Annotated in this window: 6 protein-coding genes; 1 reads left to right on the top strand and 5 read right to left on the bottom strand. The window is 72.5% G+C overall.

What is annotated here, in order from left to right; translation table 11 throughout:
• Nucleotides 1–216: 216 nt before the first annotated feature.
• A complete protein-coding gene (locus tag E0F75_RS29695) occupies nt 217–720 on the top strand; it encodes a hypothetical protein (RefSeq protein WP_229314029.1) in 504 nt (167 codons plus the stop codon).
• A 71-nt stretch (nt 721–791) separates the two neighbouring features.
• Here the strand turns inward: E0F75_RS29695 and E0F75_RS29690 are convergent, their stop codons facing one another.
• Genes E0F75_RS29690 through E0F75_RS29670 form a run of 5 tightly spaced genes read right to left on the bottom strand, consistent with a single transcriptional unit; the run spans nt 792 to nt 6,223 of the window.
• Entirely contained in the window at nt 792–2,102 is a 1,311-nt protein-coding gene (locus E0F75_RS29690; RefSeq protein ID WP_229314028.1) for a DUF58 domain-containing protein, read from the bottom strand.
• Between the two features lie 12 nt (nt 2,103–2,114).
• On the bottom strand, nt 2,115–3,098 hold the full coding sequence (locus tag E0F75_RS29685) for a MoxR family ATPase (protein WP_229314027.1): 984 nt from the start codon (nt 3,096–3,098) through the stop codon (nt 2,115–2,117).
• Nucleotides 3,095–4,297: a DUF4350 domain-containing protein gene (locus E0F75_RS29680; protein WP_229314026.1), complete on the bottom strand. Its 1,203-nt coding sequence runs from the start codon at nt 4,295–4,297 to the stop codon at nt 3,095–3,097. The genes E0F75_RS29685 and E0F75_RS29680 overlap by 4 nt, the downstream gene beginning before the upstream one ends.
• Nucleotides 4,294–4,986 (bottom strand): DUF4129 domain-containing protein, encoded by a 693-nt coding sequence (locus tag E0F75_RS29675; RefSeq protein ID WP_229314025.1) that lies wholly within the window; start codon nt 4,984–4,986, stop codon nt 4,294–4,296. Before E0F75_RS29675 ends, E0F75_RS29680 begins: the two co-directional genes overlap by 4 nt.
• A 4-nt stretch (nt 4,987–4,990) precedes the next feature.
• Nucleotides 4,991–6,223 (bottom strand): hypothetical protein, encoded by a 1,233-nt coding sequence (locus tag E0F75_RS29670; protein WP_229314024.1) that lies wholly within the window; start codon nt 6,221–6,223, stop codon nt 4,991–4,993.
• Nucleotides 6,224–6,395 lie beyond the last annotated feature (172 nt).

The following is a 6,395-nucleotide window of genomic DNA, read 5'->3' as shown; positions in this document are numbered from 1 at the left end:
GGAGAGTAGGACGCCGCCGAACAATTTTTAGCCTCAACCCCCGGACCTTGTCCGGGGGTTGAGGCATTTTTGCGTTCGGTTACTTTCAGCCAAAGATTGATGCGCGCATGACATCTCATGCCGGCTGTGACACGCTCCGTGGCGCACTCCGAACCCGGCGGCTCCGCGGAGCGGCTTGGGTTCCCCCCACCCACAAGCTGTGGCAAGGAGAGCGACATGAAGTACACCCCCACCCTGACTGGCTTGGCCGCGCTGGTGATGGCGGTCGGCATCGGTGTTCCTGCGTCGGCCTATGCGAGCGGCACCGTTGCCGGCGCGGAGGTCGACGGAGTGATCGTCGTCTCTGGGAACACCTGTAGTTGGACCGGTGCCGACGCCAGTGCGACTCCGCCGAGCGCGCTCGCCGTCGACCGGTCCACGATCAACAAGCCGGGCGGGAATCTGACCTGCGGCGGGGGCATCACCGCCTCGCTCAACAACAATCCGGCCTTCACCTTCGACGACGCCGCCGGTACGGCGACTACGGACGTCATCGACCTGACGGGGAAGCAGTCGTTCGTCTCCTGCCGCTACAAGGTGACGAACATCGTCTGGAATCGGGACGGGGCCACCAGGAAGTACGTGAACACCCCCTTCACGGCCACCAAGGTCTCGGGCTCGTTCCTGTGCCCGGGGTCCTTCAGTGCCGCGGCCGGGGAGGCCTCTGTCGTGTTCCGTTGATTCGGGGCGCCATGCGTGATCGATGGCCGGTGCGGCGTTGTTCGCCGTGCCGGCCATCGGCGCTTGGGGCTCTACAGGCGGCCGGCTGCCTTCAGGGCGAGGTACGCGTCGGCCAGGGCGGGGGCGAGGGTGTCGGGGGAGGCGTCGACGACCGTGACGCCGTGGCGGCGGAGCTGGTCCGCGGTACGGGACCGCTGGGACTGGGTCTGGGTGGCCGCCGCGGCCTCGTAGACGCCCTCGATGGTGCCGCGGGTCGTCGCCATGCGGGCGATGTGGGGGTCGGAGACCGAGGCGAGCAGGACCGTGTGGCGCTGGGCGAGCTGCGGCAGGACCGGGAGGAGACCCTCCTCGATCGGAGCGGCGTCGAGGCTCGTCAGAAGGACGATCAGTGAGCGGCGGGGAGCGCGCGCGAGGGCCGTCGCGGCCAGGCCGTGGGCGTCGGTCTCCACCAGTTCGGGTTCGAGCGGGGCGAGGGCGTTGACCACGGCGGGGAGGACGTCGCCGGCGGAGCGGCCCTGGACCTGGGCGCGGAGGCGCCGGTCGTAGGCCAGGAGGTCCACGCGGTCGCCGGCGCGTGACGCGAGCGCGGTGAGCAGGAGTGCCGCGTCCATGGAGGCGTCCAGGCGGGGGATGTCGCCGACGCGGCCGGCCGAGGTGCGGCCGGTGTCCAGGACGATCAGGATGTGGCGGTCGCGCTCGGGGCGCCAGGTGCGGACGGCGACCGTGGTCTGGCGGGCTGTGGCCCGCCAGTCGATCGAGCGGGTGTCGTCGCCGGGGACGTATTCGCGGAGGCTGTCGAACTCCGTGCCTTCACCGCGTGTCAGGACGCTGGTGCGGCCGTCGAGTTCACGGAGCCGGGCCAGGCGGGACGGCAGGTGCTTGCGGCTGGTGAACGGGGGCAGGACGCGGACGGTCCAGGGAACCGCGTGGTTTCCCTGACGGGCTGCCAGGCCCAGGGGGCCGTACGAGCGGACCGTGATCCGCTCGGCCCGGCGGTCGCCTCGGCGGGTCGGGCGCAGGCTCGTGGTGAGGCGGCGGCGTTCGCCGGCGGGGACCGTCAGGCGGTGGCGCGAGGAGGCCTGTTCGGTGCCGGGGAGCCAGCTGCTGGGCGGCCAGGCGTCGCGGAGCTGGGCGCGGAGGGGGCGGCGGGACCGGTTGGTGACGGTGAGCTGGACGGTGGCCGCGTCACCGAGTCGAACGGATGTATCACCACTTCGGGTGAATTGGAGCGTTCGTACTGGCGCCGCCAGGATGTAGTCGCACAGAATTGCGAGGGAGAGGGGCGCGTTCACCGCGAGCATCCCCGCCCAGCTGGGGGCGAGGATGCCGACGGGGAGCGATCCGAGGGCGGCGAGCAGCGCTGTTCGTCCGGTGAGGGCCATGGGGCGCCGTCCTCAGCGGGGGACGGGGACGTGGGCGAGGATCGAGTTGATGACGGAGTCGGGGGTGACTCCTTCCATCTCGGCCTCGGGCCGCAGGTGGATGCGATGACGCAGGGTGGGGAGAGCGAGGGCCTTCACATCGTCCGGGGTGACGTAGTCCCGGCCGGTGAGCCAGGCCCAGGCGCGGGCGGTGGAGAGCAGGGCGGTGGCGCCTCGGGGGGAGACCCCGAGCGTGAGTGAGGGGGATTCGCGCGTGGCACGGCAGATATCGACGACATAGCCGGTGATCTCGGCGGAGACCGAGACCTTGGCGACGGCGGCCCGGGCGGCTTCGAGCTCGGCGGGGCCCGCGACGGGGCGGACACCTGCGGCCTTCAGGTCACGGGGGTCGAAGCCCTCGGCGTGACGGGTGAGGACCTGGATCTCGTCCGCGCGGGAGGGCAGAGGAACCGTCAGCTTCAGGAGGAAGCGGTCCAGTTGGGCTTCGGGGAGGGGGTAGGTGCCCTCGTACTCGACGGGGTTCTGGGTCGCGGCCACCAGGAAGGGTTCGGGCAGGGCGCGCGGGGTGCCGTCGACCGTGACCTGACGTTCCTCCATCGCCTCCAGGAGGGAGGCCTGGGTCTTCGGGGGCGTGCGGTTGATCTCGTCGGCGAGCAGGAGATTCGTGAAGACCGGGCCGGGCTGGAAGGAGAACTCGGAGGTCCGGGTGTCGTAGACCAGGGAGCCGGTCACGTCGCTCGGCATCAGGTCGGGGGTGAACTGGACGCGCTTGGTGTCGAGTTCGAGTGCGGCGGCGAGCGAGCGGACCAGCAGGGTCTTCGCGACGCCGGGCACGCCTTCGAGGAGGACGTGTCCGCGGCAGAGCAGGGCGACGACGAGACCGGTGACGGCGGGGTCCTGGCCGACCACGGCCTTTCCGATCTCGGTGCGCAGGGCCTCCAGGGAGGCGCGGGCGCTGTCCGAGTTCGCAACGGTCTCGGGGGTCGGGGCGCTCATGAGGTGCGTACCTCTCTTTCGAGGGCGTCGAGTTGGTCCGCCAGGCGGATGAGAGTGGCGTCGTCGGCGGGAGCCGGTCCGAAGAGGAGATGGCGGGGGTCCGCGGTGGTCTCGGGGAGACGGGCGGAGAGTGCGGGGAGGAGGCGATCCGCGGAGTGGGCGTCCTGGACGGCGACGCCGAGCAGCGGGGCGATCCGGGTGCGGGTCGCGGTGCGCAGCACCGAGGCGGCGCGGTCGCGGGCGTTCGCCTTGCGGTAGAGGCGGGCGCGGCCCTCGGTGGCCTCGGAGGCGCGGAGGGCGACGGGGAGGCGTTCGGTCACCAGGGGGCCGAGGCGGCGGGCGCGCCAGATGGCGGCGAGCAGGGCCGCGATCGCGAGCTGGAGTGTGCCCCACAGCCAGCCGGAGGGGATGAGGGAGAGGAAGTCGCCCGTGGTGCCGTCGGCGGGTGCGTCGGCGGTGGCGGAGGCATCGGCCAGGGAGGGGAGGTACCAGACGAGATGGGGCCGGGAGCCGAGGAGTTGCAGGGCGAGCGAGGCGTTGCCCTGCTGGTCGAGACGCTTGTTGTAGAGGATGTCGGGCGAGCCGAGGAGGACGGTGTCGGTGGTGTCCTGCCCGGGGAGGCGGAGCAGGGTCGGCAGGCCGTCGGAGAGGTAGCAGGAGTCCGCGGTGGTGCCGGGGGCGGTGAGGTAGCGCTCGCCGCCGAGGTCCGCGCTGCCGGCGCGGGTGGCCTCCGCCAGGGTGCAGGAGGGGGCGCGGTTGTCCACGGGGGTGCTGGTGGAGCTGGTGACTCCCGGGGCGAGGGTGTCGAGGGAGGGCCGGCCCGCGCCTACGAGGACCGTGCGGCCGGTGGAGCTCGTCATGGTCCGGCGGAGCGTGGACTGCTGAGACTGCGTCAGCAGGTCGGGTGTGGTGACCAGGAGTGTCGTGTCGGGGTCGGTCGCGGCGGTGGCCTCGTCGAGCGTGGTGACGAGGGTGAGCTCGATGCCACGGGTCTTGAGGAGTTCGGCGACGGCCCGGCTGCCGTTCGGATCGGCGGAGCGGGGGTCGAGGGAGCCGTGGGCGTCGGAGGACCGCAGTGTCGCGAGGGCCAGGCCGCCGATGAGGATCAGGGCGAGGACGAGGGCCGCGCCGCGGGCTCGGGTCCAGAGCTGGCGGGGGGAGGGGGCGGTCGACGTGGTGCTGGTGGCCGGGCGGCTCATGCGGGCGTCCCCGTGGAGGCGGTGTCGAGGGTGGGACGGGTGCGCTCCAGGGCGGTGTCCAGTTCCTCGATGCGGCGGTACGCGGGCTCGTCGGCGGTGCGGCCGCCGTATGTGACGTCGTCGAAGACGCGGACGGCGAGGCGCAGGTCGTCCGCGTGGGCGGGGAGGGAGCGGCTCGCTTCGGCGGCGGCCTCGTCCGCGGTGCGGCCGGGGCGGGGGTCGAGCAGGGCGCGCTCCTCGAGGGAGCGGACGATGGCCCGGGTGCGTTCCTGGACGGCCTGGTTCCAGCGGCCGGCGGAGGCGTGGCGGGTGGCGGCCGAGCGGTGGTCGCGGGCGGTTCGGGGGCCGTCCGCGAAGAGGGAGTCGCCGGTGGTGCCGGGTGCGCGGTGGGGGGTGCCGAGGCGCCACCAGAGGGCGGCGACCGCGGTGATGACGAACAGGACGACCACGACGAGGCCGATCACGCCGCCGGGCGTGGCATCCGAGGCGGCGTCGAAGAGGTCGCCGACCCACTCCCAGAAGCGGTCGAGGCCGCGCTGGAGGAGGTTCGGGTCGTTCTCGTGGTACATCGGCTTGGACAGCTCCCGTTCCGCCGCCTCCTGGGCGGGGACGCGGGAGATGTCCACCGGGATGTCGTCGTCGGCGCGGAGCCGCGCCAGTGCCGTGGTCGCTCCCCCCGTGACCGTCACGGCATCAGCCTCCGACGGTCTGGGTGCCCGGGGTGGGGCCGTAGCCGGAGATGCCCGCGGCCCGTGCCAGTTCGAGGTCCAGGGCTTCGCGGCGGATGCGCTGGTCCACGTAGAGGAGGACCGTGACACCGGCCGAGATCGGGTAGGTGATCGCGCTGGTGATCACACCGCCGATGCCCGTGATGATCAGGAAAGGCCAGCCGAAGGTGGTGGACGTGCCGGAGAGCATGTCGGAGAAGCCGTCTCCGTCGACCGCGATGCCGATGATGGTGAACGGGATCGCGATGATCATGGAGAAGATGAAGATCAGCAGCTGGGTGAGGAGCGTGATGCCGAAGATGCGCCACCACGTGCCCCGAACCAGCTTCGCCGAGCGCTTCAGCGACTGGATCACGCCGCCGCGCTCCAGCATCAGGGCGGGGGAGGCCAGGCTGAAGCGGATCATCAGCCAGACGGCCGCAACCAGGGCGCCGAGACCGCCGAGGAGGGTCAGGGCCACACCTGCGGCGCCGCCGATCAGAAGACCGGGGAGCAGGCCGACCATGACGATGGCGGAGCTCATCGCCGCGAGCAGCAGGGTCAGGCCGATGAGCTGGAGGAGCCGCGGCCGGGCCTCCTGCCAGGCGGCGCCGAGGGAGACCGGGCGGCCGAGGACGGCGCGGCTGATGACGACGGTCAGCAGGGCGGCGCTGACCAGGGATGCCATCAGCGTCACGAGGAGGGCGGGGCCCAGGCCGATCAGGGACGACTGGGCCGCGTCGAGGGACTGCTCGAGCGCTTCGGCGGGGGTGGCGTCCGGGCTCGCCGCCGGAACGTCGGGGGCGAGGTAGCGCTGGGCCAGGATGTCGGCGATCTGGGAGATCACCGCGACCGTGACCGTGATGGCCAGCACGGTGCGCCAGTAGGTGCGGAGGGTCTTCACCGCGCCGTCGAGGATCTCGCCCATGCCCAGCGGGCGCAGCGGGATCACTCCGGGCTTCGCGGCCGGCGGCCGGCCCCAGTGGGCGTTCGGCGGAGGAGCCCCCCAGCCCTGGCCCTGGCCCTGGCCCTGGCCGTGGGCCGGGGGCGGGGTCTGGCCGGTCGGCGGGGACCACTGGCCGGCGGGCGGCCGGTCCTTGGACCACTGAGGGGCGGAGCCGTTCGCGTCGGCCGGAGCGGCGGGCCGGGGGACCCCGGAGCCGTCCTGGTCGTCGGAGGGGGCGGATCCGGGCGAGGTCCAGCCCGGAGTGTCGTTCACGGTCGTCCACCTCGGAGGAATGGTCGCGGTGCCGGATCGGCGAACCGGCTCGGTCACGGCGGCCGACACCTGACACGGCGGCGGGCCGGGTGCCATCGTGCCACGCGGGACCCGCCCGTGGTCCGGAGCGTCCGTGACCTTCGTACCTTTGTCCGGACCTTCATTGTGCGAG

Source organism: Streptomyces sp. CB02980 (genome assembly GCF_014451325.2).
Classification (GTDB): Bacteria; Actinomycetota; Actinomycetes; order Streptomycetales; family Streptomycetaceae; genus Streptomyces.
The sequence above is the reverse complement of the archived record's forward strand: the minus strand, read 5'-3'. Positions and strand labels throughout refer to the sequence as shown.

Excerpts from the sequence above, each read along its gene's own strand:
- E0F75_RS29685 (WP_229314027.1), bottom strand. The coding sequence starts at position 3,098 with ATGAGCGCCCCGACCCCCGAGACCGTTGCGAACTCGGACAGCGCCCGC.
- E0F75_RS29680 (WP_229314026.1), bottom strand. The coding sequence starts at position 4,297 with ATGAGCCGCCCGGCCACCAGCACCACGTCGACCGCCCCCTCCCCCCGC.
- E0F75_RS29690 (WP_229314028.1), bottom strand. The coding sequence starts at position 2,102 with ATGGCCCTCACCGGACGAACAGCGCTGCTCGCCGCCCTCGGATCGCTC.
- E0F75_RS29695 (WP_229314029.1), top strand. The coding sequence starts at position 217 with ATGAAGTACACCCCCACCCTGACTGGCTTGGCCGCGCTGGTGATGGCG.